The 26993-nt window shown below is 40.1% G+C and carries 23 protein-coding genes and 1 pseudogene; 15 read left to right on the top strand and 9 right to left on the bottom strand.

The features are described from left to right. Positions 1 to 3 precede the first annotated feature (3 nt). A complete protein-coding gene (gene asd / locus CDG59_RS00690) occupies positions 4 to 1122 on the bottom strand; it encodes an aspartate-semialdehyde dehydrogenase (protein WP_004659097.1) in 1119 nt (372 codons plus the stop codon). A gap of 189 nt (positions 1123 to 1311) precedes the next feature. Here asd and CDG59_RS00685 point away from each other — a divergent pair, with 189 nt between their 5' ends. Next, on the top strand, positions 1312 to 2421 hold the full coding sequence (locus tag CDG59_RS00685; RefSeq protein ID WP_087543113.1) for an endonuclease/exonuclease/phosphatase family protein: 1110 nt from the start codon (positions 1312 to 1314) through the stop codon (positions 2419 to 2421). 282 nt (positions 2422 to 2703) lie between these two features. On the opposite strand, the gene CDG59_RS00680 is transcribed toward CDG59_RS00685, so the two are convergent. After that, complete coding sequence (locus CDG59_RS00680; protein ID WP_087542936.1) at positions 2704 to 3639, bottom strand: lauroyl acyltransferase; 936 nt, start codon at positions 3637 to 3639, stop codon at positions 2704 to 2706. Between the two features lie 129 nt (positions 3640 to 3768). On the opposite strand from CDG59_RS00680, the gene CDG59_RS00675 reads away from it, so the two are divergent. Then, entirely contained in the window at positions 3769 to 4299 is a 531-nt protein-coding gene (locus tag CDG59_RS00675; RefSeq protein ID WP_087542935.1) for an O-acetyl-ADP-ribose deacetylase, read from the top strand. Positions 4300 to 4358: 59 nt separating this feature from the next. On the opposite strand, the gene CDG59_RS00670 is transcribed toward CDG59_RS00675, so the two are convergent. Then, a complete protein-coding gene (locus CDG59_RS00670; RefSeq protein WP_087542933.1) occupies positions 4359 to 6266 on the bottom strand; it encodes an ATP-binding cassette domain-containing protein in 1908 nt (635 codons plus the stop codon). Positions 6267 to 6298: 32 nt separating this feature from the next. On the opposite strand from CDG59_RS00670, the gene CDG59_RS00665 reads away from it, so the two are divergent. From CDG59_RS00665 to CDG59_RS00605, 13 genes and pseudogenes are all read left to right on the top strand, one after another. Beyond that, a complete protein-coding gene (locus tag CDG59_RS00665; protein ID WP_087536336.1) occupies positions 6299 to 6544 on the top strand; it encodes a SlyX family protein in 246 nt (81 codons plus the stop codon). A gap of 61 nt (positions 6545 to 6605) precedes the next feature. Continuing rightward, entirely contained in the window at positions 6606 to 7586 is a 981-nt protein-coding gene (locus tag CDG59_RS15385; protein ID WP_227519094.1) for a PIN domain-containing protein, read from the top strand. 66 nt (positions 7587 to 7652) lie between these two features. Further along, the gene (locus CDG59_RS00655) at positions 7653 to 8102 is read left to right on the top strand and encodes a hypothetical protein (RefSeq protein ID WP_087542932.1); all 450 of its coding nucleotides are present in this window, start codon (positions 7653 to 7655) and stop codon (positions 8100 to 8102) included. Between the two features lie 33 nt (positions 8103 to 8135). After that, positions 8136 to 10775, top strand: coding sequence for a type I DNA topoisomerase (gene topA / locus CDG59_RS00650; RefSeq protein WP_087542930.1), 2640 nt, complete (start codon positions 8136 to 8138; stop codon positions 10773 to 10775). An 88-nt stretch (positions 10776 to 10863) separates the two neighbouring features. Continuing rightward, positions 10864 to 11622: a hypothetical protein gene (locus CDG59_RS00645; RefSeq protein ID WP_087542929.1), complete on the top strand. Its 759-nt coding sequence runs from the start codon at positions 10864 to 10866 to the stop codon at positions 11620 to 11622. 178 nt (positions 11623 to 11800) lie between these two features. After that, entirely contained in the window at positions 11801 to 12373 is a 573-nt protein-coding gene (locus CDG59_RS00640) for an HdeD family acid-resistance protein (protein WP_087542927.1), read from the top strand. Between the two features lie 122 nt (positions 12374 to 12495). Then, a complete protein-coding gene (locus CDG59_RS00635) occupies positions 12496 to 14475 on the top strand; it encodes an ATP-dependent helicase (RefSeq protein ID WP_087542925.1) in 1980 nt (659 codons plus the stop codon). A gap of 56 nt (positions 14476 to 14531) precedes the next feature. After that, on the top strand, positions 14532 to 14777 hold the full coding sequence (locus tag CDG59_RS00630) for an RNA recognition motif domain-containing protein (protein WP_004802550.1): 246 nt from the start codon (positions 14532 to 14534) through the stop codon (positions 14775 to 14777). Positions 14778 to 14834: 57 nt separating this feature from the next. Continuing rightward, a pseudogene (locus tag CDG59_RS00625) lies at positions 14835 to 15143 on the top strand (ASCH domain-containing protein). A gap of 72 nt (positions 15144 to 15215) precedes the next feature. Further along, complete coding sequence (locus tag CDG59_RS00620; RefSeq protein WP_087543111.1) at positions 15216 to 15719, top strand: DUF6586 family protein; 504 nt, start codon at positions 15216 to 15218, stop codon at positions 15717 to 15719. A gap of 111 nt (positions 15720 to 15830) precedes the next feature. Next, on the top strand, positions 15831 to 16109 hold the full coding sequence (locus tag CDG59_RS00615) for a hypothetical protein (RefSeq protein WP_005162636.1): 279 nt from the start codon (positions 15831 to 15833) through the stop codon (positions 16107 to 16109). A gap of 363 nt (positions 16110 to 16472) precedes the next feature. Continuing rightward, on the top strand, positions 16473 to 17207 hold the full coding sequence (locus CDG59_RS00610; RefSeq protein WP_005162633.1) for a Bax inhibitor-1/YccA family membrane protein: 735 nt from the start codon (positions 16473 to 16475) through the stop codon (positions 17205 to 17207). Positions 17208 to 17348: 141 nt separating this feature from the next. Beyond that, the gene (locus CDG59_RS00605; RefSeq protein ID WP_087536345.1) at positions 17349 to 18152 is read left to right on the top strand and encodes an enoyl-ACP reductase; all 804 of its coding nucleotides are present in this window, start codon (positions 17349 to 17351) and stop codon (positions 18150 to 18152) included. A gap of 141 nt (positions 18153 to 18293) precedes the next feature. Here CDG59_RS00605 and CDG59_RS00600 read toward each other — a convergent pair whose 3' ends face one another. The 6 genes from CDG59_RS00600 to holA form a co-directional block, all read right to left on the bottom strand. Then, on the bottom strand, positions 18294 to 20045 hold the full coding sequence (locus CDG59_RS00600; RefSeq protein WP_004906541.1) for a DUF262 domain-containing protein: 1752 nt from the start codon (positions 20043 to 20045) through the stop codon (positions 18294 to 18296). A 240-nt stretch (positions 20046 to 20285) separates the two neighbouring features. Continuing rightward, entirely contained in the window at positions 20286 to 21686 is a 1401-nt protein-coding gene (locus CDG59_RS00595; protein ID WP_087542921.1) for an efflux transporter outer membrane subunit, read from the bottom strand. Between the two features lie 11 nt (positions 21687 to 21697). Then, positions 21698 to 23689 (bottom strand): MacB family efflux pump subunit, encoded by a 1992-nt coding sequence (locus tag CDG59_RS00590; RefSeq protein WP_087542919.1) that lies wholly within the window; start codon positions 23687 to 23689, stop codon positions 21698 to 21700. Position 23690: 1 nt separating this feature from the next. Continuing rightward, complete coding sequence (locus CDG59_RS00585; protein WP_087542917.1) at positions 23691 to 25025, bottom strand: MacA family efflux pump subunit; 1335 nt, start codon at positions 25023 to 25025, stop codon at positions 23691 to 23693. A gap of 108 nt (positions 25026 to 25133) precedes the next feature. Then, complete coding sequence (locus CDG59_RS00580) at positions 25134 to 25964, bottom strand: SIR2 family NAD-dependent protein deacylase (RefSeq protein ID WP_087542914.1); 831 nt, start codon at positions 25962 to 25964, stop codon at positions 25134 to 25136. Positions 25965 to 25988: 24 nt separating this feature from the next. Next, positions 25989 to 26984 carry a DNA polymerase III subunit delta gene (gene holA / locus CDG59_RS00575; RefSeq protein WP_087542912.1) on the bottom strand — a complete coding sequence of 332 codons (996 nt, stop codon included), beginning with the start codon at positions 26982 to 26984 and terminating at the stop codon, positions 25989 to 25991. Positions 26985 to 26993 lie beyond the last annotated feature (9 nt).

The raw sequence follows: 26993 nt of genomic DNA, 5'->3' as shown, positions 1-26993 counted from the left end.
TGCTTAAGCGTTCTTGTATTCAACTAAAATACGAAGCATACGGCGTAAAGGTTCAGCAGCACCCCAAAGTAGCTGATCGCCTACTGTAAATGCACCTAAATATTCTTTACCCATATTGAGCTTACGTAAACGACCCACTGGAACAGTTAAAGTACCTGTTACTGCAACAGGCGTCAGGTCAGTCATTGAAGCTTCACGAGTATTTGGAACGACTTTAGCCCATTGGCTTGATTGACGAATCATATCTTCGATTTCATCAAGCGCAACATCTTTTTTCAACTTCAAAGTAATGGCTTGAGAGTGACAACGCATTGCACCAATACGAACACAATGACCATCAATAGGAACAATCTGTTGATTGCCTAAGATCTTGTTGGTTTCAACTTGACCTTTCCATTCCTCTTTTGATTGACCACTTTCAAGCTGTTTATCGATATATGGGATTAATGAACCTGCTAATGGCACACCAAAGTTAGATTTTGGAAAACCTTCGCCACGTTGCAACTCGGCAATTTGACGATCAATATCAAGAATTGCAGATTTTGGATCATCCAATAACGTTTTAGTATTGTTATATAAATAGCCCATTCCAGTGATCAATTCACGCATGTTTTGCGCGCCCGCACCAGAAGCTGCTTGATAAGTCATCGAAGTTGCCCATTCCACTAAATTATTTTGGAACAGAGACCCTAAACCCATCAACATTAAAGAAACTGTACAGTTACCGCCAACGAAAGTTTTAGTGCCGTTGACTAAACCATCTTTAATCACGTTTAAATTGACTGGATCAAGTACGATGATCGCATCATCTGCCATACGTAGTGTAGATGCTGCATCAATCCAGTAACCATCCCAACCTTCAGCTTTTAGCTTGGGGAAAATTTCAGATGTATAATCACCACCTTGACAGGTTAAAATGACATCCATTTGCTTCAGACTGTTAATGTCTGACGCATCCATAAGTGCTGGTGCAGTCTTACCACCAAATGAAGGCGCTTCGCCACCTGCATTACTGGTAGAAAAATAGAATGGCTCAATATGAGCAAAATCATTCTCTTCAACCATACGTTGCATAAGGACAGAACCCACCATCCCACGCCAACCGACCAGACCTACTTTCATGTCATTGTGCCTCGGTATTTCAAAAAAAAATTAAGGGGTTTGAGTGTATCAAAAGCGACCACAACTGCAAGCTTTACGTAAATAAAACGATAATTTAATTGAGTGAAATAATTTGTTTGTATTAGATAGAAAATTGATAAAGCCATAACTTTATTGAGAATCTAAGACATCCCCTCGAGAAAAATGAACATGATATGGATTCAGATTTGTGCAGTATTAGTTATATGGCTTTCGTTTTGGTCATTAATCCCCAGAGATGAGTGGTGGTTTAGAGGTGCGGACTTTCCGCGCTTACAGATTCTGGCACTCAGTCTCTTCTCCTTTTTTGCAATGTTATTTGCCATTCCCAAATGGACCTTGACTACCCAGTTGCTGTTTGTTGGACTGGTCGCAGCAATCGCTTATCAGTTGAAAATGGTTCTTCCATATACCCCGATTTGGAAAAAACAAGTTCAAAAAGTTAAGCCTGAGCAAATCAATGAAAACCAGCAAATCTCATTGCTGGTTGCCAATGTGTTGACGCCAAATGATAAATATCATCTATTGCTTGAGCATATAGACACACTAAAACCTGATGTTGTGCTGACATTAGAGTCAGATTCAAGTTGGCAAAATGCGTTAGTTCACATTGAACAAGATTATCCTTATCGCGTGCCCGTACCTTTAGATAACTTATATGGTATGCATCTATATAGCCGCTTGCCATTGCACGATACAGAAGTGAAATTTATCTTAAGTGATGAAATTCCATCTATACACGCTTCGGTAACATTACGTTCAGGTATCCAAGTACAGTTATATTGTTTACACCCTAAACCACCAAGCCCAACTGAAGCTAAAGATTCAACTTTAAGAGATGCCGAGCTTTTAATTATTGGCGATCGAATAAAAGATTTGGATGAAAGTTGTATTGTCATGGGGGATCTTAATGATGTGGCATGGTCACGCACCACGCGATTATTTCAACGAATCAGTGGTTTGCTAGATCCACGGGTAGGTCGCTATTTCATGAATACTTTTCACGCAGATTATCGGCTTTTACGTTGGTCTTTAGACCATATCTTTCATAGTACCGACTTTGGCTTAGTGGAAATGAAACGTTTATCTCATATAGGTTCTGATCATTTTCCAATTTATGTCGTTTTACAGACGGGTCGTATTTTTGAGCAACAGCAGGAAGAACTAGAACAAAGCGCTGAAGATGAACAAGAGGCTCAAGAAGCGATTCGGGATGGTATAGAAAAAGCAGAACAAGAGCACAAGCAAGTTGTTGATGAATTGGCTCAGCCTTATAAGTGACTCAATAGAATGAAATGGCAAATATCGTGATGTAAGCAATATCGTACATTGATTTAAGTCTACGGCGAATAGTCGAGTTTGATCAAAAGATTTATTCTAAATACATCAGCACATGGACGCAGGAATGGATTTCCGTTTAAGGATAACAATGCTGAGATGGAAAAAGCATTATGGATATGATGCATGCGATGGAAGCAAGATAATAACAAAGATGTGAAAGCACAACCTCATTTGCCCGAGTTTTGCAGGATGCGAAACTCGGGCTTTAATTTTCTCTAAATATTAATAAATTTTTTCGTAACCTTCTGCTCGGGTTTTGAATCTACGGTGAAACCACATCCATTGAGTTGGTGCAATGCGCAATTGAGCCTCAATAATTCTATTCACCCGAATTGCATCATCGAGTTCATTTTCACTCGGCATATTTTCAACAATAGGCTCAATCAAAACTTTGTATTGTGGATTACGAACATCACCATAACGATAAAAATAAAGCGGGATTGCAACAGATTTGGAGATTTTTAATAGACGACGATGTGCAGTAACAGTGGCAGCAGGAACACCAAAAAAAGGCGCCATGACACCTTGTTTTAAGCCAAAATCTTGGTCTGGACTATACCAAATCGCACCGCCATCTTTTAAGCGACGAACTAAGCCTCGCATATCATCATGATCAATTTGCTGTTGATAAATGGTTGCGCGACAACGATAAATCAGCATATCCAACATCGGATTATTCTGAGGACGATAGACCACATCAGGCTCAAAATATTGAGCACAAATATAACCACCGGCATCCAATAAAGTACTGTGTGTACCTAGCAATAAGATACCTTTGCCTTGAGCTTTGGCTGAGTTGATGTGCTCTAGCCCTTCAATACTATGGCGTCCTTTAAACCAATTTGGACAATACCAAGCATTCAATGTTTCAAATACACCCAACATCATGTCGACAAACACTTGTTTTGCTTGTGCTTTAACCTCAACAGGAGACCATTCAGGGAAGCAAACTTCCAGATTTCTGATTGTGGTTTTTCGACGTGATTTGAGCAAGTGCCAGCATAATGAGGCTAAACCATGTGCCAAGCGCCATTGAATTGCCCAAGGTAAGATTGCTAAGAGCATGAGAAAAGTGATGGCGATCCAGATTTTCCAATACTTAGGGAGTAAAAATTCCCATTGAAACTCACCAGGAATATAAGACGATTGTTGGCTCATAAACTAGAAATATGAATGATATTGAATTTTGAAGCAGTGTAACATGAAGTCAGTTTTACGACTTTAAATCTAAAAGATAAAGCACAGCCTTTTTGTGTATAGATAAATAAATATTTTGATCAGGAGACCATGTTGAAACAGATAAGCATACTTAAGGGAGATATTACCCAAATCGCAGTGGATGCTATCATCAATGCAGCAAATACCTCACTTTTAGGTGGAGGTGGGGTGGACGGTGCAATTCATCGTCGTGGAGGTACCGCGATTTTGGCAGAGTGTCAAAAAATCCGTGCCAAACAAGGTGGTTGTGCAGTAGGTGAAGCGGTGATCACCACCGCAGGAAATCTACCAGCAAAATATGTGATTCATACTGTTGGACCAACATGGTTCAATGGTGAGAAAAACGAACCAATTTTATTAGAAAATGCTTATCGTAATAGTTTTAAACTCGCTGATCATCTGGGTTTAAAAACAATCGCCTTTCCAAATATTTCAACAGGAATTTATCGGTTTCCTAAACAGCTTGCTGCTCAAATCGCGTTTAAAGTGATTAATGACGAGTTAAAGCAAAGTCAGTCAGTCCAAGAAGTAATTTTTGTTTGTTTTGATGATGAAAATTTTAATATTTATCAGTCATTAAAAGATGATTTTGAAATCTAAGCATTCATTGGATTTTAATAGAGCATCTATCATTTCATGGATAGATGCTCATCATCTGATTAATTGCCTTTCGACATATTTTCTAAGATGTCCCAACGTTCCAACTTCTCAAGCAAAGATTCTTCAATTTCTGCTAAACGTTGACTCGCTAAAGTTGCAGCATTAGCGTCAGAGACAAACCAAGAACCATCTGCAAGTTTTGCTGAAAGTTCGGCTTGTTCTTTTTCTAGCTTTTCCATCTCAGCGGGGAGTTGTTCTAACTCACGCTGATCTTTGTAACTCAGCTTGACCTTCTTTGGTGCTGATGCTGCGGCAGCCGCTGCTTCAGCTTTGGCTTGTGCTTTTTTCACATCGCTTTTCTGGTCAACCACTTTTTGGTCAGGACGCTGTTCCAAGTAATCTTGATAGCCGCCAATGTACTCATCAATATTGCCCTTACCATCGAATACCCAAGTCGAAGTGACGACATTGTCCATGAAAGCACGGTCATGCGAGATTAGTAACAAAGTACCTTTGTAGTCAGACAGCATTTCTTCAAGCAACTCAAGTGTCACCATATCCAAGTCATTGGTTGGCTCATCCATCACGATCAAGTTCGATGGTTTGAGTAATAGTTTTGCTAATAGGATACGGTTTCTCTCACCGCCAGACAGTGCTTTGACTGGCGTACGAGCGCGTTCTGGTGAGAATAAAAAATCTTGTAAATAGCTATAGATATGACGGCGGTTACCATTCACATCGACAAAATCAGAACCTTCAGACACGTTGGCCATCACGGTTTTTTCAAGATCAAGTGCATTACGCAGTTGGTCAAAATAAGCCACTTCCAGTTGAGTACCTGTTTTCACCGCACCGCTATGTTCGATTTCACCTAAAATCGCTTTGATCAGGGTGGTTTTACCCACACCATTATCGCCGACTAAACCGATACGATCACCACGTAATACGATTGCTGAGAAGTCTTTAATTAACGGCTGCTCACCATAACTAACGCTTAGGTTCTCAATCTCAAACACCAGCTTACCAGAACGATGAGCTTCTTGTGTCGCCATGCTGACCTTGCCTTGCTGTGAACGACGCGCTTTAGATTGTTCACGTAAGTCTTTTAAGGCACGGACACGGCCTTCGTTACGGGTACGGCGTGCTTTAATCCCTTGACGAATCCAAGCTTCTTCTTCTGCTAATTTTTTATCAAATAAAGCATTTTGTTTTTCTTCAGCTTCCATTTGCTGAGCTTTGAGCTCTAAATAGCGTGAATAATTGCCTTCATAACCACGTAAAACACCACGATCGAGTTCAACAATACGTGTTGCAATGCTATCTACGAAAGAACGGTCATGTGAAATAAATAAAAGAGTTAGATTATTTTGATCAAGTAAGAACTTTTCTAACCATTCAATACTTTCAACATCCAGATGGTTTGTTGGTTCGTCCAGTAATAACACATCCGGTTGGGTAAGTAGGGCACGTGCCAAGAGCACACGACGTTTACGTCCACCTGATAGGTCTGCTAAATCTGCATTTGGATCTAGCCCCATTTTACCTAAAATGGTATTTACTTTGTTTTCAAGTGCCCAACCATCGAGCTGATCAAGTTTATGCTGCAACATGCCCATACGATCACAAGCTTCCATATCACCTAATACACAGGCATCACTTGCTTCATGATAGGCTTTGAGTACGGTTGCAGCTTCTCCTGCGCCATCAGCAACAATATCGGCCACTTTGCCTGAATCCATCGGCACGTCTTGGGCTAACATTGAAACAGTTAAACCATTTTGAATCGAAACTTCACCTGTATCAGGTAATAAACTTCCCTCAATCAGTTTTAATAAAGTAGACTTGCCTTCGCCATTACGACCAATTAAACAGACTCGTTCGCCACGTTCTAGGTTAAAGTTCGCGCCGTCGAGTAGGGCTGGTCCGCCAAATGCGAGATGGACATCCCTTAAAGTAATGTAGGCCATAATGTTTCCTAAGAGTTCAGATGAGGTCTGAAATGACTAAACCACAAAAATTTGATGATCACGCGTCATTGTCCGCACCCATTGAAGATTTGCAAGTGCGAATTGCATTTTTAGATGATTTAGTTGAGCAACTCAATCAACAGCTCGCAATTCAGACACAAGAAATAGCAGTTTTGAAGAAACAAATGCAGCTTTTATACCAACGCGTTGAGTCTTCAGACTTGTCAGAAGGAATTGCACCGTTTGATCCAATGAGTAACAAACCACCGCATTATTGAAAAGATAGACATGACAGGCTAGAGTGATGAAATTGGGGGAATTTATATTTTAAGGATACAAGTGAAAAAAATTTTGCTTTTGGATATTGAGAATATTCATAAAACTGAAAAAGAGCTATTACACTTATTGAAAACTTATGCTTGTGTATATTTAGTTTACGCAAAATCACCTGTGACTTTAAGTTTAGATGCACTGATTAAGTTTTCCCCTTTTGTTGTAGAAAAGAAATTAGTTATTATTAAAATGCCTAAAGTTGGTAAAGATGCTGCCGATTTTGGATTAGCATTTTTAGCAGGGCAACTTTCAATTCAAATGGATAAGAAAAATACTTGTTTTGATGTTATGTCTAATGATGGGGCTTTAGAATATATTGTTGATTTACTGAAAGTTATGGGTTTTCAGGCAACACAATTAAAAACAGTGATTGAACAGTCAAGAGAAATATTAAAACCAATTTCACTTGAAGAACCTACAACAGTCATTCCTGATGTCGAACAATTTTCTCAACGTCCACATTTGGTTGTTTTTAAAAAATTCTGTGAATATTTAGCAAAAATTCCAACCAATAAACCAACAAAAATTGAGAGTTTAAAAAATACAATTCGAACAAAAGTACAAGGAGAACAGATTGATGAAAATTTAATCTTTAGTTTATTGATGAATTATAAAATTATTCAAAAGGATGATTTAAAAGTCATTTATTTTGAAAAAAATCTAATGGTATGGGCGAACTTGGTTCTGCCAGAAATGATTGAGAATGAAAAGAAAAAAGAGCAAGTTGGGCAAAACCAAATGTTATTGCCAATCATTCAGAAAGACCATACTTCATTTGATTTAGAAAATATTCGTTTAACTTTAGCGAGAAGATTAAATGTTGCTGCACACTTACGTCCTAAATATGTGGCAGGCTTTACTTTGCTCTTAAAACAAAATTTTCCTGAACAAAATGCTGAAGACTTATTGAATCGTTTAGAACATAACCAATGGTTAAAAGTGAATCAGAGAGAGATTGAATATAGTCCAAGATTGTTGATGCCTTAAATTTGGAACTTGCCTTTTTCATTCAACTTATGTAACGCTAATAAAAGGAAGTTTTGGGCACCTTTAATGAGTAATGTTGGAATTTGGATAACTGTTGCCATTGTACTATTTGTACTTGGCTCTATTTTTGGCTTACGTGTGAGTCCAAGAGAAAAAGCACTCGGTTTAATGCGCGATCAAGCTCGAAAAATGGGATTACACCCACGACTTATCGTTGCGCCTGAGTGGACGAAAATTCCAATGGCATCTGAAAAACGCGCCAGTATGGTTGCTTATTATAGTGTGCTTATTCCGGATGCTCGCTTAGCACTTATGCGCGCGCGCGTGGTTGATGGAAAACTTCAGGTGGTGCAGGGTGATCAGAAATTTAATGATTTACCCATTGCATTAAAAGGAGTTTATGCTATTGATATGCAGGCAAACTGTGTCGGGCTATATTGGGATGAAGAAACTGATTTAAGAGCCACTCAGCTTGAAGCAATCAAAGCATATTTACATGAATTAGCTCAGCGCTAATTATTTGATTAATTATAGGAAAAACGATTTATTATGGCGAATACTCCACGCTCTGCTTCAGAAAGCACAGCAGCTCCTACACCTGCTGCAAAGAAACGTGCCTTAGTGATTGTGGAGTCGCCTGCAAAAGCGAAAACAATTAATAAATATTTGGGTTCACAATATGTGGTGAAGTCATCGGTGGGTCATGTGCGTGATTTACCGACAGGAGGCGGGGCGAAATCCACTGAAAAGAAGCCCGCAACTCGCACTAAACTGACCGATGAACAGAAAGCCGAAAAAGCCCAGTCCGCACTGATTAATCGTATGGGTGTCGATCCCGAGCATGACTGGATCGCACATTACGAAGTGCTCCCAGGCAAAGAACATGTGGTTGCCGAACTAAAAAAACTCGCCAAAGATGCAGATGCTATCTATCTTGCAACGGACTTGGATAGAGAAGGGGAAGCGATTGCTTGGCATTTAAGAGAAGTGATTGGTGGGGATGATAGTCGCTACCATCGTGTGGTCTTTAACGAAATTACCAAGAATGCCATTCAAGAAGCATTTAAACAGCCAACACGACTTGATTTAAACCGTGTGAACGCTCAACAGGCGCGTCGTTTCCTCGACCGTGTGGTGGGCTTTATGGTCTCGCCATTGCTCTGGGAAAAGATTGCCCGTGGTTTATCGGCAGGACGTGTGCAATCCGTTGCTGTGAAACTGGTGGTTGAACGTGAACGTGAAATTCGTGCATTTATTCCAGAAGAATACTGGCAAGTTTTTGCAGATACCATTTCCAAGAAAGAAGACATTCGCTTAGAAGCGGTTAAGCAAGCAGGTAAAACACTTAAGCTTAAAAATAAAGCTGAAACAGATGCACTATTAAGTGTTTTGAAAGATGCTGAATATAAAGTTGCGTTGCGTGAAGACAAACCAACCAAAGTTAATCCGAGTGCACCGTATATTACTTCAACCTTACAACAAGCGGCGAGTACGCGTTTAGGTTTCTCTGTGAAGAAAACCATGATGCTGGCACAGCGTTTGTATGAAGGTGGTTTTATTACCTATATGCGTACCGACTCAACTTTCTTGAGCGATGACGCGGTGAATATGGTGCGTAATCATATTCAGCAAAATTTTGGTGAAAAATACGTTCCTGCCAAGCCAAATCGTTATGGCAATAAAGCAGGTGCGCAAGAAGCGCATGAAGCGATTCGTCCATCAGATGTTGGTTTGACTGGCGATAAACTGGCGGGCGTAGAGCGTGATGCACAGCGTTTATATGATTTGATTTGGCGTCAATTTGTTGCCTGTCAAATGACACCAGCAGAATATTTATCTTCAACCTTGACTGTTGAAGCATCAAATGTTGAGTTAAAGGCAAAAGGCCGTACACTGGTATTTGATGGTTTTACCCGTGTTCGTGGTGCCAATAAATCTGATGATGATATTTTATTGCCTGCGGTAAAAGTGGGTGAAGTCCTTACGTTAGAAAAACTTGATCCGAGCCAGCATTTTACCAAACCACCTGCACGCTTTACTGAAGCGTCTTTGGTGAAAGAATTAGAGAAAAAAGGGATTGGTCGTCCATCGACTTATGCTGCAATTATTTCAACGATTCAAGAACGTGGTTATGTAAAACTGGAAAACCGTCGTCTCTTTGCAGAGAAAATGGGGGAGATCGTTACAGACCGTTTGGATGAAAGTTTTAATAACTTGATGAATTACGCCTTTACCGCAGATTTAGAAGGTCAATTAGACCGTGTCGCAATGGGTGAGCGTAATTGGAAAGAGTTACTAGATACCTTCTACGGTGATTTTAAGAAACGTTTAACCAATGCGCAGGGTGAAAGCGGCATGCGCCGTAATCAGCCAGTCGAAGTGGCGGATGTATCTTGTCCTGAATGTTCACGTCCAATGCAGATTCGTACAGGAACTACAGGTGTATTTCTGGGATGTTCTGGCTATAACCTGCCACCGAAAGAGCGTTGTAAAGGCACACTCAACTTAACACCAGTCGAGTCTTTGGCGGCATTGTCGGATGATGATGGTGCTGAAACTGCTGATTTGATGTCGAAACACCGTTGTCCTAAATGCGGTACAGCAATGGATAGTTATGTGGTCGATGGTGGTCGTAAATTGCATGTCTGTGGTAATAACCCAGATTGTGATGGTTACGAAGTCGAGGAAGGCGAATTCAAGATTAAGGGCTATGATGGTCCAACCATTCCATGTGATAAATGTGATGGTGAAATGCAGTTAAAGACAGGTCGTTTTGGACCTTACTTTGCCTGCTCAAGCTGTGACAATACCCGTAAAGTATTAAAGAGTGGTCAGCCTGCGCCACCGCGTGTTGATCCGATCAAAATGGAACACTTACGTTCAGCCAAACACGATGACTTCTTTGTATTACGTGATGGTGCTGCTGGTTTGTTCTTGGCTGCCAGCAAATTCCCGAAAATTCGTGAAACGCGTGCACCGAAAGTGGCCGAGCTACGTAGTGTTGCAGATCAACTTGATCCGAAATATCAGTTCTTGTTAGAAGCACCAGATGTTGATCCTGAAGGTAATCCAACGGTAGTGAAATTCAGCCGTAAGAACCAAGCACAATATGTGGGTTCTGAAACCGCTGAAGGCAAGCAAACCAAGTGGAGTCTGGTTTTCCAAGATGGGAAATGGGTAGAAGCTTAAACATTAAAGTTTAAAAAATGCTGGCGATTGCTGGCATTTTTTATTGAACAAATAAAAAGAAAAATTAATTTTGATTGGGGTGAAATGCATGTGGAAAAATATTCGAGTCGCTTGCTTACTACTGGTGTTGTTGATTGTTGCAGTCAATGCTTATCGTGATCAAAATCAGGATTGGAATCAGCCGATTAATGTATTGTTGCATCCGATTAATGCCGATGGGTTGCCTACAACACAGCAGTATATTCAAACATTGCAGCAAGATGATTTTGCTGAGGTGAAGCAGTATCTAGAAAAAAATAGCCAGCAATATCGAGGGCAAAGCAGCTACTTTATGGTTCAAATCGGAAGGGAATTGCAACAAGCACCACCGAAGATGTCTGAGCAGCCAAGTATTCTGGATAATATTCTATGGAGCCTAAAGTTTCGCTTTTATGCATGGAAGCAGCATCAATCGATTGATGGTTCACCAAGTTTAACTCTATATCTGAATTTCTATGATCCGAAGCAAAATCGGGAACTCAAGCACTCAACTGCGCTGGAACGTGGACGAATTGGTTCAGTCAATCTGTTTGCCTCAGCTAAACAGACACAGCAAAATAATGTAGTGTTAGTGCATGAGTTATTGCACGGTTTTGGCGCGACCGATAAATATAATTTGAACAATGGTGAACCTATTTTTCCGATTGGTTATGCACAGGCGGATAAGCAACCTTTGTATCCACAAACTGAGGCGGAAATCATGGGAGGGCGTATCCCACTTTCAGAGCATAAAAGTAAAATGCCAAATGACTTGGAACAAACCGTGATTAGTGTGCTGACCGCGCAGGAAATTGGCTGGATCAAGTAAATTGTGGATAAGTTCCGGTTTATCCATAGCCCCAAAAAGAACAGACTAAATTAAAAATTATGAAATAAAACACTGGTTTTTCAACATTTTGTCATGAATTGTCAACATGCCTTATACAGAGTTAGGTCTAAAACACGCTCAATATATACATAGCACATTGATGATAAAAGAGTAAATCATGATGAAAACGGTGGGTAATGATCTGGTTCGCAATCAGCTACACGCTGATCGTAAATGGTATCTGTTATTGGGTGTGTTATTGGTTATTTTTGGCCTAGTGCTTTTAGCAGCGTTACCATTTGCAACATTGTCCGCCGTATTGCTGTTTGGTTTGTTGATGATGTTAGGGGGTGTCCTGCATTTTGTTGCGGCATTTACGGTGTTTAAGGGCGGTACACGCTGGTTGTGGGCGTTGTTTGGCGTACTGTATTTGGTGGCAGGTTACTTTGCATTTACCACGCCTGTAATTACTGCTGTTGTGTTGACCAGCTTGCTGGCAGTTGCGCTGATTATTGCGGGGATTATCCGTAGTGTAAACGCATTTATCCTGAGACCAATTTCAGGCTGGGGCTGGGTACTCTTCTCGGGCATACTCACCCTGTTAACAGGTGTCCTGATCTTATCATCACCTGATTCACCGTTTTGGGTGTTGGGGATGTTCCTTGCGATTGATATTTTATTTCAGGGAATTAACTATCTAACCTTTGCAGGGGCGATTAAACAGTTACCCCATAGTTCAACCACAGTTTAATTTATGGTTCATTTGACAAGTGAGAGCATGTGTCGTACATGCTCTTTTTGTTTTTGTAGCGAGAAACATTTCAATGGCTTGAGTCTGCTAAAATAGCATTTCGCTTTTAATTGATCGATTGTATGACGCTTGCCAAGCTAATTGATGAACTGAATCCACAACAAAAACAAGCAGCCACAACGACAGCACAAAATTGTCTGGTCTTGGCTGGAGCAGGTTGTGGTAAAACCAAAACCATTGTGGCAAAAGCAGCATACTTAATTGATCAAGGTTTAGCTGCACAACAAATTCAGATTCTAACTTTTACCCGACGTTCAGCAAGTGAAATTGTGACGCGGGTTGAGCAGCATATGGGCGCACAGGCCAAAGGTTTACGCGCATCAACCTTTCATACTTTTTGTATGTATTTACTACGTCGTAATCCACGTGCGTTTGGTCTAACCCAGTTCAGTATTATTGATCGGGATGATCAATTGCTGATGTTCCGTCTGTTACGGGGTAAAGACAAGGGCAATGTATTGCCGAAAGCGGCCGAATTGTGTGATCTCTATTCCTATGCTCGTAATACCAAAACCAAACTATCGGATGCTTTAGTTGAGCAGCTACCCCAAGCGCTTGAGTATAAAGCCCAAATTGCTGAATTGATGAAAGCCTATGAGCAACGCAAGCAAGAACGTAATTTTCTGGATTATGATGACATCCTATCTATTGTTGCCGTACATCTGCAAAGTTCACCAGAGCTAGTGCAATGGGTCACTGGTTTTTGTTCCGCCTTATTGGTCGATGAAATGCAGGATACTAATCCACTGCAATGGGCTTTGCTTCAGCCTTTAGTTGGCAAGGTGAAACTGTTTTGTGTCGGGGATGATGCACAATCCATTTATGGCTTTCGTGGTGCAGATTTTGAAAATATTCATCATTTTAAAGAACGTGTACCCGATGCCGAAGTGTTGACTTTGGAGATGAATTATCGTTCGACCCAAGACATTTTAGATTTATCCAATTGGTTGCTGGAGCAGAGCCAAATTGAATATGACAAGCATCTACAGGCCTATCGAGGTAAAGGTTTAAAGCCACAACTGCATATCTTGAGTAATGAGTTTGAAGAAGCCAATTGGATTATTCAGGATTTGAATCGTCGTCATATGCAAGGTGCGGCTTGGGCAGAACATATGGTGTTGCTGCGCTCAGGTTTTAGTGGGCGTTATTTGGAAGGTGCTTTAATTGCAGCCAATATCCCTTATCGTTTTATTGGCGGGGTAAAACTGCTTGAGTCTGCACATGTTAAAGACGTATTGAGTTTACTTCGGGTCAGCGTTAACCCACAAGATGATTTAGCCTGGATGCGTTTCCTGACGCTTTGGGATGGCGTCGGCGATGTGGGCGCCAGTAAGTTGGCGCAAGAGCTGATTCAACTGCCTGATATCGAAGCCCGTTGCCAACGTTTAGAGCGGCATGGCAAAGTACCGCAACAGGCGATTTTAATTTTGATGCAACTGGATGTATTGCAGCAGCATGTTGAAGCTTGTATTGGTCTCGCACTGGATGCGCTAAATGAACAGCTGGAAAATAATTATAAAAGCAAAGACTGGAAACGCCGAGTCAAAGATTTTGATTTGGTGAAACAATTAGCACGTAAGCATCATTCACTTGGTGAATTTTTAGAAGAATATGTACTTGATCCAATTTCTGTTTCAGAAATTGATAAAACACCTGACCAAGACTTAGTGACTTTGATTACGATTCACTCTGCAAAAGGAGCTGAACAAAAAGTCTGTTATGTCCCACATGTTTCTCCGAATCAATATCCTCATGCACGCGCACAAGGCGATTTTGATGATGTCGAAGAAGAGCGTCGTGTGCTATATGTTGCGTTAACACGTGCAGAAGATGAATTGATTTTGACCAAACAGAATTTAAATTTATGGTCACAAGATCAATATGATGAGTTAGGAAGAAAAATAGAAAGTTACTTCCTCAATGATTTACCTCAACATTTAGTCGATGTTCAGATTCATCGGGATATTCCACGTGCCTACGACCAAAGCAATCATTCTCGTACGACTACAATCAATTTAGGTTTTGGGATTGATTTCGATTAAACTAGGCAGATTCAAATTCTTTTGATTCTACAATGAATCATCTTTTAGGTTTTAGCATGAAAATTTTAGTTCGTAATTTAGACCGTAATGTGACTGATGCGGAAATTCTCGACTTATTTAAAGCATATGGAAAAGTTGAGTCTTGTGTCGTGGTCAAAGACGAAGCAACGGGTAAATCGAAAGGTTTCGGTTTTGTTGAAATGCCAAATCCACGTGAAGCGATTAAAGCCATCAAAGGTTTAAACACCTTGAAGGTAAAAAGCCAAGGCATTCGTGTCAAAGCTGCGGATGATAAAGCTTAATTATCAATGTTAAAGCAATATACTGCTTTATCAATGGTTGCACCAAATGCTGAATGAATAGCCAAGAAAATTAAAACGCTTGAGGTTCGCTCATAGCAACCTCGAATGTTGCCACTGAAAGATTTGATGATTGTAGAGAATCAACACTTTCTTTTGAATGATGAGGATGAAGACGTTGGTTTTGCCGTTGCATTGGTGGATATTGAATCAGTGCATCCATGGCAATCTAATGAAGTTGATGCAGCTTGTGCAACGTGTTGGGCTGAAGGATATTTGGCTTGGGGCAATCGCAATATTCGTCCGATTGATCCACCGATTCAAGTCATTGCCAAGCGAAAACTTTATCGTATTGAATTGATGTTGTGAGTGCTATTTGTTTCAGCATCAATTCGCTTTACAATCAGTCTTGATTTAAATGAACTGAAAAAGGGATTTATTATGTCTCGTGTTGCTCGCTACCATGCTGATCGTACCAATCAAAAATTGTATTTTGCCCGACTTGCATGTCAACAAGCTGAGCAAACTGAACATATTCAACAAGCGCAGGCATATCGTGAGGCAGCAGTGTTTCATTTACACGGGGCAATTTTAGCGTTTTTACAAGAATTGGTGCGCTATTATCGTTTAAATGATTTGCAACCGACGTTTAAGTCGATTGAAGAACAGATGGCAGTTAAAGGACAAGTTTCACCAGAAGTTTCAGTATTACAGCAACTTTCTAAAGATGGTTTTATTGCAGAACTCAAACGTGCGTATCGTTTATGTCAGTACGCACCCGAGCCAACAGCACCAGAGCCTGAAAATGAGACCTCATCGAATTTGATTATTAAGGTGACTCAAAGTCCTCAAGCATGGTTACCCGATGCGAAAATATTACGAGAATGGCATAGAGAGTTAAGCCATTTGATTGACGGTTTTCGCAATGAAATGGTTGAGTTTTAATTCGAGTACAACATAGACTTGAAATATGAGTGAATAGCACTTATATAAATAAAACGTGAGATTGCAAAGTGCAGTAGCGCTTTGCCACCATGTAGAAACATGGAGTAATGTATGTCAATGCAACAGTTAAAAGAGTTATTTGGTAGCCAAGAAGCCGTTCTCGAGTTAGTTCAACTTGAAGGCGGAGAGCTTGCCTTGCGTAATGCAGGTTCGGAAGCAGAGCCTTTGGTTAAAATTCAATTTAGTGAAGATGTTAAAAAGATTTTGGGTGATCAGACACCAACCGTTGCACAGCATATGATCCAAGCCGCTTTATTTGGTTTGTTGGAAAAACAGATGAATCAGTTACAAGCAGAAGTTATTGATGAGCAACCGCAGCACTTTAGCTAAAAGGGCTGTAATATTTCACTCTAATCTAAAAACTGATTTAAAAAGGAGTCCTAAAATGCGACTCCTTTTTTTATTGCTTATGTTACTTAGATGAATACAGATTTTATTACAATTGATTCAGTTGGTATAAAGAGATCTAGACTGTAAATAAAAGCTTATGGTTCTCGCTACGAAATGAAAGTTATAGCGATAAAATGTGCTTTAATTTTGCAATCAAATACTTTGTTTCATATATTTTTAATGGATTAGCTATCAATAAATTGCAAAAAAATTAAAGCTTTATTAAATGTAAAAAATATTGGGATTGAATAAAAAATATCATAAACTCAATTTTTATTTGCTTACTATAAAAAGAGAGCTTACATGCAAAGTAATAATCCAATTTTAACTCGGGTGGAAACCTATACTGATATAACCGAGCCAATGACCATTCAAGGTGCTATTCAGAAGTCAGTATTATTGACAGTGATTGCAGCTGTATTGGGAATGGCGCTATTTTTCTATTGTGCAATTACTGCTAATCTTTCAATTGCCTATGCTGCAACAATTGTTGGAATTATTGGGAGCTTAATTTTAGCTTTGATTACCACTTTTAAATCAAACACTGCACCAGCTTTAGCAATTCCTTATGCATTATTTGAAGGTGCATTTTTAGGTGGTATCTCTTTTATTTTTCAACTGAAGTTTCCAGGTGTTCCTTTACAAGCTTTGCTTGCGACCTTTGTTACAACCTTGGTTTTATTTGCGTTATATAAATTCCAAATTATTCGTGCGACTGAAAAATTTAAGGCAATTGTAATTTCAGCTTCTATTGCGATTGCTTTAGTTTTTGTTGTTCAGATTGTTTTACGTTTGATCTTTGGTTCAAGTATTCCTTATATTTTTGAAAGCAATTGGTTAGGTATTGGTTTTGCTGGATTTGTTGCTGTAATTGCTTCACTGAACTTAATTTTGGATTTTGATCTTATTGAAAATGCAGCAGCACAACGCGCTCCTAAAGCATTTGAATGGGTATGTGCGATTGCTTTACTTGCGACTTTAGTGTGGATGTACTATTCATTTATGCGTTTGTTAAGCCTAATTCAAGGTGATGATTAAATTTGAATTGATATAAAACATAAATCGTCTTCATATGAAGGCGATTTTTTTATGCAAGATTGTAAAAAAGGTGGATTATGCAATTCCAAAAAATCAGGAATGTTGGCATGATGTGGTGAAAATTTTTCGAGTGAGAATAAGATGTCACAAGGACTTTTAGCTGGTAAGCGTTTTTTAATCGCTGGTATTGCAAGTAAATTATCAATTGCTTTCGGTATTGCGGCAGCATTACACCGTGAAGGCGCAGAGTTAGCATTTACTTATCCAAATGAAAAGCTAAAAAAGCGTGTTGATGACTTTGCAGCACAGTTTGGTTCAACTCTCGTTTTCCCTTGTGATGTAGCGATTGATGCAGAAATTGACAATACTTTTGTTGAGTTGGCAAAACACTGGGATGGTTTAGATGGTGTTGTGCATTCGATTAGTTTTGCACCTGCACATACGCTGGATGGTGACTTTACAGACGTGACTGACCGTGATGGTTTCAAAATCGCACATGACATTAGCGCGTATAGCTTTGTTGCGATGGCTCGTGCCGCAAAGCCTTTATTACAAGCACGTAAAGGTTGTTTACTGACCTTGACTTATCAAGGTTCTGAGCGTGTGATGCCAAACTATAACGTGATGGGTATGGCTAAAGCGTCTTTAGAAGCGGGTGTTCGTTATTTAGCACTAAGCTTGGGTAAAGAGGGGATTCGTGTGAATGCGATCTCTGCGGGTCCAATCCGTACATTGGCAGCTTCTGGTATTAAATCATTCCGTAAAATGTTAGATGCTAATGAAAAGATTGCTCCGCTACAACGTAATGTAACGATTGAAGAAGTGGGTAATGCAGCATTGTTCCTTTGCTCACCGTGGGCTTCAGGTATTACGGGTGAAATCCTTTATGTTGATGGTGGTTTCAATACTGTCGGTATGAGCCAGTCAATGATGGATGATGAATAATTAGATTAATCTAAATTATTGAATAAAGCCGCTTTTATAGCGGCTTTGTTTTTTAAGGAGGGTGGGTTCTGTAAATTATAATTCCGTGCTCACAGGTAAATTGTGAGCGTAGCAAGTGATTTATCTGCGTGCGGTACTTTGTTATGCGATCTTGTGTGTTAGCAACTTCTTATATTCCGCTACGAGTAGTTTTTCTCTTTCTGTTATAAACTGCCTGAAGTTTTCTAATTTAAGATCAGTGTCTGGGATATAGTGTCTTTCCATATATGCTTTTCTATCCTTTTCATTCGGATATTTTTCATTTAGCCAGACATCAAAATCCTTCCCAGATTTTTCTTGGTTAGGGACGCCCTCAAGCAGCTGCAAATTGGCCAGATAATTATAGTTTTCGAGATAAAAATCGATATCCTCAGCTTTTATACCACGTTTTTCAAGCCGCTTTCTAGTAAATAACTTCTTGGGGAATATGTGGTCTTGATGGAACTTGTTTCTAAAATCGAGAGATGGATAGATAAATGCAAGGGCGGAATAAGTATATGCTTGAGAGTATTGATAATACAAAAGATTGTCTATTTCATCATCATCAAATGATATTGCCTTATTTCCACCTTTTAATTTATTCACAATCTCAAGCAATGGAAACCCATCTTCAGAAGAGTTGATCGTTTCACGAATCGGTCTAAGAACATTGTCAGGCTGCCCGCTAAATGTCCTTTTCAAGAGCACCATTACAAGCCACTTAAAGATCTTTTGCCTATCATTTTGATATTTCGATGATTCAGAAAAATTATCTGGACTACCAATTTTATATAGATAACCAGCTATAGGTATAAGGGCATTGTTTGAGGTTAATGTCTCTCTGTGATAGCCAAGACTTGAAATTAAAATGATTGCAGACTTGATTGCTTTCGTTATTTCATCCCAGTGCTTCTCAATTGTGAGCATATTTTCTTGATTAAAGTTATCAACTTTAAATGCGATATCCCTAAAACCAGATATAACCAAGCAGCTTTTCAATACAAAATCTTTGTTAATATTGAAGCCATCTCCTATGGTGTTTATTTCGTCAACGAATGCTGTGATTTCCTCTCTAGCATCTTTTTCTTTCCATTGTGCAGTAGCTATTGAAAGCAAAAGATCAGAATAACTTAATTGTGTCCCACCACTATTGACGCGAATAAATATGTTCAGAACCTTGTCTAAACTTTCACCCTTCTCCAAAAAGAAGTTTATAGACTTACTTTTATGGATAACTTCCCACAGTTTGTATAAAGCCTCATTTGCAAATTCTGCCTTGTCTTCCTCCAGCTTAAGTAAGCCATTTTTGATTAAAAATTTATTTATGTCGGCAGGCTTTTCTAGGTCGAGAATATCGCCAACTAAGAACCAAAAATGATTACTATCAGACTGCTGATATTCTTTCTTCGTCAAGAACTTAAAGTCAAATATAAAGTCTGCATCCTCTGCATGTGAAAGCAGATTCAGGCATAGTTTTCTTTTTGGAAAAGCGGAATCATTATCCCATCTCTTTCGAGGAAGTTTATAGGCATACGTCCCTTTTAGCCCTATATAAAGAGATGTAAGACGCTGTTGACCATCCAGTATAGCGGTAATTCCATTTTCGCCACTTATATCTGCTTTTGGATTATGCGTGTTATCTCGTTCATGGTATTCGCGAACAAACTCATAGAACTGAAAATTGCTTATATTCTGCTTCTCGACTTCCCAAAATAGAAAAGAACTTATTGGGTAATCCCTCATTAATGAATCAAAGAGTCGTTCAATTTGATCTGTCCCCCAAACAAATTCTCGCTGAATAGCTGGAAGCAAATAATTCTTTTTATGTACATTATCAATAGCTTCTTTGATTGTTATAGGCTCTACAAATGCCATTCAATTTACTCCGTTTGATCTATTCTTATAACTATAGTTACACGGCAAATTTGCCGCATAACCAAAATGAAAATGCTGTATAATCAATTTAATTTCTATTTGATTTAACTATATTTTAATTAGCATATAAAACAGTAATATTTGCGTCAATAAAAAAACTATGTGAAATCAATGCAAAAATTCTCAGCTCATTAAAAATGAGCCAAAACTGTAAGAAAGTAAACAATAACAACTCGTGTGTTATTGCACAAGTAATTCTTTCACAGGACTTCCACCTAGTGCTTGCATTAAGGTCACATAAGCATTGTATTGACTCTGCTTGGTTTCAACTAAGCTCAGTCGTGCATTACGTGTAGTCTCTTGGGCATCTAGTAAGTTCTTTAAGGCGATTGCACCATTGCGATAACGCACTTTGGTAAGTCGCTCAGTTTTATTAGCTAACTCTACATTACGTTGCTGTAACTGTACTTGCTGATTCAGTTGTGTTCGATTCGACAATGCATTTTCTACATCAGCGAATGCTTGGTATAGCGTTTGGCGATATTGAATAATCGCTTTTTCATATTCCAGATCACTAATCGCAATATCTTTCTTCATATCATTATATTGAAGAAAGGGTAGGCTTAAACTCGCACCTAAAGTGAGTGCAGGATTCTTCAAAAGTTGTGTCAGCGATGTACTCGAAGCACCTAAATTACCTGTGAGATTAATCGAAGGGTAGTAGCTGGCTTTGGTTGCATCCTTATTCGATAGTGTTTTACGTAGACGTAATTCTGAAGCTTGTAAATCTGGGCGACGCGACAAAATATCCGCAGGTAGCCCCACAGCGATATTCGGCAGAGCATTGCGAGGTAGTTGTGTAGGCTCTTGAATATTCAGTTGTTGAACAGGTTCATGTAGCAATACAGCAATCGCAGTACGTGCTTCGACACGTTGTTGTTCAATCTGACTCAGACTGGCTTTTTGGCTTTGTACCGATTGTTCCGCTTGAGTTAAATCTAAGCCTGAAACCGCACCCGCTTTATATTGCGACTGTACCAAAGAATAGGTTTTTTGGGTCGAAGCCAAATTCTGCTGAATGGTTTGATAGCGCTCATTCAGATAGCCAAGCTGCCAGTACAGTTTCGCTGTGGTTCCAACCAGACTTTGTGCTGTGGCTTGCAAATCTTGTTCAGTGGCTAGAGCTTCCCAACGACTGGCTTCGGTCTGGTTGGCCAGTTTACCGAATAGGTCGACTTCATAACTAACACCGACACTTGCTGATAAACCACGGTCACTTCCTTCTCCAGAGCGTAGCTCATAATTATGACCTGTTGATACACTCGAACTGGTGCGAATGCCTTGTCTATTTTCCGCCAGTCCTGCCTGTAAACGGGCCTGTTTAAGGGTGATTCCGGCAACAGTTAAATCACTATTTTTAGAGAGAACCTGATCGACCAACTGATTAAGTTGAGTATCATTAAATAACGTCCACCATTGATCAGTTAAATTGATGCTTTTACTTTTTTGTGCATCGTATTGGAACTGTTGTGGCACTTGGACTGTTGGGGTGTTATAGGGGGTTTTCACCACAGCAGAACAGCCAGCTAAGGAGCCAGTGAGTACCAGTGCGAGTCCTAATTTTGTGAATTGAAAAGACATACTCAAATTCCTTATTCTCTCGCTAAAGCAGCAACTGGATCGAGTTGTGCCGCATTTCGTGCTGGCAAAAAGCCAAATACAATACCAATCATGCTTGAGCAGACAAAGGCCGCTACGATCGAGGTGGTCGAATAACTCATTTCAATAATGCCTTTGGCAAAGTGTCCGATGACTTGTCCAATCCCTAAAGAGAGTAGTACACCGAGTATACCGCCCAATAAACAGACCAGAATTGCTTCAATCAGGAATTGCTGCAAAATGTCACTTTGTCGGGCGCCAACCGCCATACGTACACCAATCTCTTGGGTTCGTTCAGTCACAGAAACCAGCATAATGTTCATGACCCCAATACCACCAACGACCAAAGAAATCACCGCGATTGCAGAAATTAACAGGGTCATGGTGGCTGTAGTTTGCTGGATGGTTTCACGAATACTGTCAGAGTTTTGGGTAAATACGTCCTGTGCGCCGTGACGTTGTTCAAGTAGAGTCAAAATGGCATTTTCAGCGGCACTACTTGGATATTCATCTTTAATACGAACAATAATGCTACGCACATTAGACTGACCTAACATACGGCTCATGACTGTCGAATAAGGCAAGTAAACATTCAAACTGTCAGAGTTGCCCATAAAACCTTGTTGAGCATCAATCACGCCAATAATACGACTGGGTACACTGCCTAATAGCAGTACTTGACCGACAGGATTGGTCCCATCTGCAAAGAAGGTTTTCTCCGTATTGGTATCAATCACCACATCTTGGGCACGCTGAGTAACACTGTTTTTGTCAAAAGGCTGTCCTGATTTAAAGGTCATGCCACGGACATAGAAGAAATCTGCACTGACACCATTTACAGTTGCCGATGCTTCGGTATCCTTATAACGCAAGGTGACGCTGGTGTTGGCAGAGGGACTGACTCCATCCACATAGGGTTGTTCCGCCAGTGCATCGGCATCGGCAGGCACCAGTGTTTTGACTTGTGAAGCACGCGAGTTATCACCAAAACCACGCCCCTGATACACGGTAATGGTGTTGGTGCCGAGGCTACTGATATTTTCTAGAATTTGCTTCTGTGAGCCATTCCCAAGTGCAACCACCGAGACCACGGATGCGATCCCGATAATAATCCCAAGCATAGTCAAGAAAGTCCGCATACGGTGGGCATTCATGGCAAGCAGTGCCATGCGGAATGCTTCACCGAGACGGTCAAAAAAAGAACGCCACGTTGAGGTTTTCTTTTGTGGTGTGCGTTGCAGGGTTTGATGTTCTAAATCTGAATCTGCATTCTCAGGCACGTTGGCACGGTCTGAAATAATATTACCATCACTGATCTCGATAATACGGGTCGCATTCTTGGCAACATTCAGATCGTGGGTGACCAGAATAATGGTATGACCTTTGGCATTCAGCTCACGCAAAATACGCATCACTTCAACACCACTATTCTTATCCAATGCACCTGTTGGCTCATCGGCAAGAATCACATCACCGCCATTCATCAATGCACGGGCAATTGAAACACGTTGTTGCTGACCACCAGATAACTGGCTTGGTCGATGATGTAAGCGTTCTTCAAGTCCGAGTTCTGAGAGTAGCTCAGCCGAACGCTGTTGGCGAAGTTGGCTGTCTACGCCTGCGTAAATGGCTGGGACTTCAACATTACCAGAAGCACTCAGATCACCCAGTAAGTGATAACGCTGGAAAATAAAACCAAAATATTCACGGCGCAGTTGTGCCAGTTCATCTGGTTCTAGTTGGCGTGTTTCTCGACCATTGACCTTGTAACTTCCTGCGCTGGGCTTATCCAGACAACCCAAGATGTTCATCAGGGTCGATTTACCTGAGCCTGATTGTCCAACAATGGCAACCAACTCACCTGCATAAATTTTTAAATCAATGCCTTTGAGAATTTGTACTGTACCTTCACCCGCAGGGAATTCACGGGTGAGGTCACTAACCTCAAGTAATGGCTGTGAAGAATGCGTTTGATCTTGGGTCATATTACATTCTCATTGGACGTTGATTGCTACGTTTTGCTGATTCGTTTGAGCTATCAGTTGCATCGGCAATCACCACTTGATCACCTTGTTTTAAACCTCTCAGCACTTGTGCAGTAACACGATTGTTAAGGCCGATTAACACAGGTTGAGGTTGAGCAGTTCCATCCGCTTGTAACACACGAACCATGCCTGTGGATGCTTTACCTTGAGCAATTAAGGCTTTTTCAGCTTCAGTCAAATCTAGGCGTTTAGGATGCTGCGCTTTCTGAGTATCTGCATTTTTTGCTTTATCTGTTGCAACCGAATTATTGCCATTTTCTTTTTTGTTTGAACGTTTAGTTTGGATGGCAGCGGCAGGGATTGTTAGTACATTTTTCGCTTCAGCCAAAACAATATAGACTTGTGCAGTCATATCAATACGTAACTTACCGTCTTCATTTGGAACATCAAACAAAGCGTTGTAATACACGGCTGTGCTTGATGATGATGAACTAGTATTGGTTGTTTCGGTATTAATAGAGTTTGGTGCTGGCTCAACTTGACGTAGCTGTGCGTAATGTTTTTTTTCACTATTACCTAATGTCGTGAAGTAAACGGTTTGACCTTTTTCAACTTTCATAACATCGGCTTCAGAAATTTGAGCCTTAATTGTCATCGTATCCAATTTCGCCAATTTCACAATCGTTGGTGCGGTTTGATTGGCATTCACCGTTTGACCTTCTTCGGTCACAATGGCAACCACTGTCCCATCCATTGGTGCAATAATACTGGTATAACCTAAATTCTCTTGTGCAGTTGCGAGTGTTAAACGAGATTGTTCAATTTGCGCATTGATTGCTGCAATTTGAGCTTGTGCTGTTTTAAAGTTTGCTAATGCTGTTTCAAGTTCTGCGCGTGAAGTTGCATCTTGGCTAAACATAGCCTGTTGGCGTTTATATTCAGCTTCCACTTTTGCTAAATTGGCTTGTTGTACCGCCAATTGAGCCTGTTGATTTTGAATATTCGCTTTGGCTGTTTTTAATTCGTTTTCTTGGCGAATCGAGTCGATTTGTGCAATCAGTTGACCTTGTTTGACTTGATCGCCTAACTGAACATACATTTTTTTCACTTGACCTGAAACCTGAGCACCCACACTGACCATCTTGGTTGCTTCCAGTACACCCGTTGCGAGTACTGAATCCTCAATATCACCATTGGAAACTTCAGCACTAATATATTGTGGTGCTTGATCTTTAGGTTTAAAGAAAAACCATGCAACGGCTGCAATAATCGCGACACCGATAGCGATCATTATTATTTTACTGAATGGTATTTTTTTAGAACTTGTTTTGGGCATGGCAACAGATCGAGATTTGGAAACTCAAACCAGTATAAAAGCGAAATAAGGATAAAACGTGGATATTTTTAATCTATAATGATAATTATTATCAAATTTTTATTGAAATTACTCGACTAGAATCTGATAAATATTTTGAATACCAATGACTGCATTTTCTGCGATTGAAACTCCACCCTTGGATGGAAGTATTGCTTCACGAGGATTGATGCGGATGAGTTGTGGTGCGAAGCGTTCACTGAAATAACGAACGGTTGGAATAGTTGTGCCTGCACCTATTTCAATGACAATAGATTGGTTGTGGGCTTCTAAAAAATTTTCTAAGCGCCTCGCTTGTTGCGTGTGTCTTTGGCTGACCCAAGCATAATCATTAAACATCAAAATATTTGGACGGGATAACTTGCCACAATGTGGGCATAGTGGGAGTTGTCCTAACCATTGACAATTTTGATGATCAATCTCAGGTGTTAATTCATTTGCTGACCATGTTGTGAGTTGGCAAGGTTCTGAGCATTGAAGATGGTGGATCGAGCCATGACACTCATAAATTTGGTTTGGATCAAAACCTGCTTTTTGAAATTGCCCATCAACATTCGAAGTAAATACAAAGTAGGGGAGTGCTAATTTTTCAGCGAGTTGTTTGAGTAAATGAAAGCCTTGATGCGGCAAGGTTTGACGATATAGTGCCAAACGATGTCCATAAAAACCCCAAGCCAAACGTGGTTGCTGTCTAAACGCTGCTGGATTGGCAATTTCGGTAAAGTCGATACGTTGTTTACCGAGTTCTGGATAAGCTCGCCACATGCCTTGATTGCCTCGAAAATCAGGTAGCCCAGAGTCAACACCCATGCCAGCACCTGCGCTGATAATAAGAGCATCAGCACGCGAAAGTATATCTTTGATTTGTTCTTTCTGGATTGTGGTTAAATCCAATGACATAAAGTCATCCTTTTTTATTTATCTTTAAGAAAAGCTTGGAAATAAAGTTGTACCACACAGTTCACTGATTGCTTGAAGCATCAGATGTTCTGAGTTTTCTTTAGACATTCCTTTAATTGCAGCATCAATTGCTAATAAAAGTTCAGGCCATTTTAAAAACTGACGAGGGTTTAAGCGGCGTAATGCTTGCTGATAAAGCGAAACTTTAGTTTTCCAAATCCCTAATTGCAATGCATTCTGTGGCTGCTCAAAAAGTTGCATGAGTAGACGCATTTCTTTGCTGAGTGTCCATAAGATCAAACTATCTGGTTCGCCAGCAGCAAGAAGATACTGATAGATTTTAACGGATTGAGCTAAATTTCCTGTTAATAATGCATCACTTAAATCATAGGTGGTATAGCGTGATTGATCTTGTAAACACTCATAGAGTTGATCAATCTGGATTTGTTTGATATCGGGAAAGGTATCTGCAACACGCATTAGGCTGTTTTTCGCAGCCAATAGATTATGTTCATGGTGCTCCATCAGCCATTGCCAAGCATCATGATCTAGTTGAATGCCTAGTTTTTCTGCTTCTAAATTTAAGATTTTTTGTCGGTCTTGTGGGTAAGTTGCGGTCAAAGAAACCACAACACCATTGGCCTCCACGACTTGGAAAAAGGCAGACTTTAAACTGCTGCTGTCTTGTTTAGGTAAAACGATGAGCAATAAGTTATGTTCATTCTGTTGAATATAGTTTTTCAGCAGTCTTAAGCCATTGGCATCAGGCTTGATATTGCCATGTACTTCAATGGCGAGTTGCTGAGAAAACAGCGATAAGCTATTCAGCGCATTAAAAACATTTTTCCAATCATTGACGCTACTGATGTCATAACGCTGACGTTCAACTTCATGCTGCTGCCAACTTTTACGAAATCCATCGAGTAAGTTTTGCTCAAGCAAAGGTTCTTGCCCATGAATGATCCATGCACCACGGGCTTTTGTAATGCGTTTTAATGCTTGAACATAATCTAACTTCATAAAAAGTAA

Source organism: Acinetobacter sp. WCHA29, from assembly GCF_002165335.1.
Lineage (GTDB): Bacteria > Pseudomonadota > Gammaproteobacteria > Pseudomonadales > Moraxellaceae > Acinetobacter.
Note: the sequence above shows the minus strand (reverse complement) of the source record. Positions and strands in the feature narration are given on the sequence as shown.